Here is a 1909-nt window from a genome sequence, read left to right on the forward strand (position 1 = left end):
CCCCCGCCCAGCACCAGTACGCGCCGCCGCCCCAGCAGCACGCCGCGCCGTCGGCCGCTCCCGGCTCGGCCGCTCCCGGCTCGGCCGCTCTAGGTTCGACCTGGCACCGGCAGCACTTCACCGTCGGCGTGTTCCTCGTCGTGTACGGGCTCACCAATCTGGCGACCGGGCTGCTCGGTTTCAGCAACCACAAGCGGGAGCTCGCCGGTTATCTCGGCGACGGCATGGCCGGCCAGGCGCTGATCGGCCTCAAGGCCGTCGAGGGCCTGCTGCTGGTGCTCACGGTCGCCGCGATCGTCCGCAGGAAGGACGTGTGGTTCCTGCCGAGCCTGCTCGGCTGGGTCCTCGGCTTCGCCGTCTTCGCCGTCCTGGACGTCGTCAAAGGCAGGTTCGTGCCCCTCGCCGAGCACGGCCTGTACACCCTGCTCTTCTTCGCCCTCCTGGTGATCTCCTACGGCCTGAGCGCCAAGGTCCGCGCCGCCCGCACCCCCGCCCCACCCGCCTCCGCCGCCCCCTCCCCGGGCGCCCCGCCGCACCCCCAGGGCCTGTCCCGCACCCAGGAGATCGCCTTGAACGCCCTGAACCGCTGGCAACGTCAGCAGGGCAACCCCTAGCCAGATAGCCATTGAACGTGGTTCGGTACTGAGCCATCCGTCTAGGGAGGTTCGTCCGATGCGTGCAGCCGTGACACGAGACAAGAGCTTGGTCGTCACCGAGGTGAGCGACCCGGTGCCGTTGGACGGGCAGGTGCTCGTGCGGACGCTGGCCTGCGGGATCTGCGGATCCGACCTCCACGCGCTGGCCGACCCCGAGGCGTTCATGGAGACGGCGCGGCGGTCCGGCGGGGTGCCGTACGACCCGCGGCAGGGGCTGGTGTTCGGGCACGAGTTCAGCGCCGAGATCCTCGCCTACGGGCCGAACACGCAGCAGACCCTGCCGGTCGGCACCCAGGTGTGCGGGCCGCCGATCGGGCTCAGCCCCGCCGGCGCCGGGATCATCGGCTACGCCCCGATGTTCCCCGGCGGGTACGGCGAGCTGATGCTGCTGACCGAGGCGTTCATCAACGAGATCCCCAACGGGCTCGACCCGAAGGCGGCGGCGATCACCGAGCCGTTCGCGGTCGCGCACCGGGCCGTCCACCGGTCCGAGATCGCGCCCGACTCGGTGGCCGTGGTGCTGGGGCTGGGGCCGATCGGGCTCGGCGTCGTCGCCACGTTGAAGGCGCGCGGCCACGGCCACGTCATCGCCGTGGACTTCTCGCCCGCACGGCGCGCCCTGGCCGAGACCCTCGGCGCGGACGAGGTGCTCGACCCGGCCGTCACCAGCCCCTACGGCAAATGGGCCGAGCTGGGCATCCCCGTCAGCACGGTGGAGGCGCTCACCCACGAGGTGCTCGGCATCCCCACCCGCAAGGCCGTCATCTTCGAGTGCGTCGGCGTGCCGGGGCTGCTCCAGCAGGTCATCGACGGCGCGCCCGCCGGAACCACCGTGATGATCGTCGGGGTCTGCATGAGCGACGACGTGATCATGCCGGGCGTCAGCGCGATCAAGGAGCTGACGCTGCGCGGCACCTTCGGCACCAACCCCGCCCAGTACCAGGCGACCCTGCTCGACATCGCCGAGGGCCGGATCAACGCGGGCGCGATCATCTCCGGGACGATCGGCCTCGACGGCCTGGCCGACGCGTTCACCGAGCTGGCCAGCCCCGACGCCCACGCCAAGATCGTGGTCGACCCCACCCTTTAGGGGACGGGCTAGGGGACGAGCCAGCTCACGGCCGTCAGGGTGCCGGGGGCGACCTCGGTGTAGCCCGCGTCGCGGATGGTGATCTCGGCGCGGGCGACGGCCTCGGCCCACGGCACGTCCACGAGGTGGACGGGCGCGCCCGCGGCCAGCCAGGCGTCGTATC

At 72.0% G+C, this 1909-nt stretch carries 2 protein-coding genes; both read left to right on the forward strand.

The genetic code is table 11. The annotated features are described in order from the left end of the window. Positions 1-614 (forward strand): hypothetical protein (locus ACYVE7_RS33320; protein ID WP_460370469.1); only part of this gene is annotated, 614 nt, incomplete at its 5' end. 58 nt (positions 615-672) lie between these two features. Then, positions 673-1746: a zinc-binding dehydrogenase gene (locus ACYVE7_RS33325; protein WP_460370471.1), complete on the forward strand. Its 1074-nt coding sequence runs from the start codon at positions 673-675 to the stop codon at positions 1744-1746. Positions 1747-1909: the final 163 nt, after the last annotated feature.

The sequence above is a fragment of the Actinocorallia lasiicapitis genome (assembly GCF_054778695.1).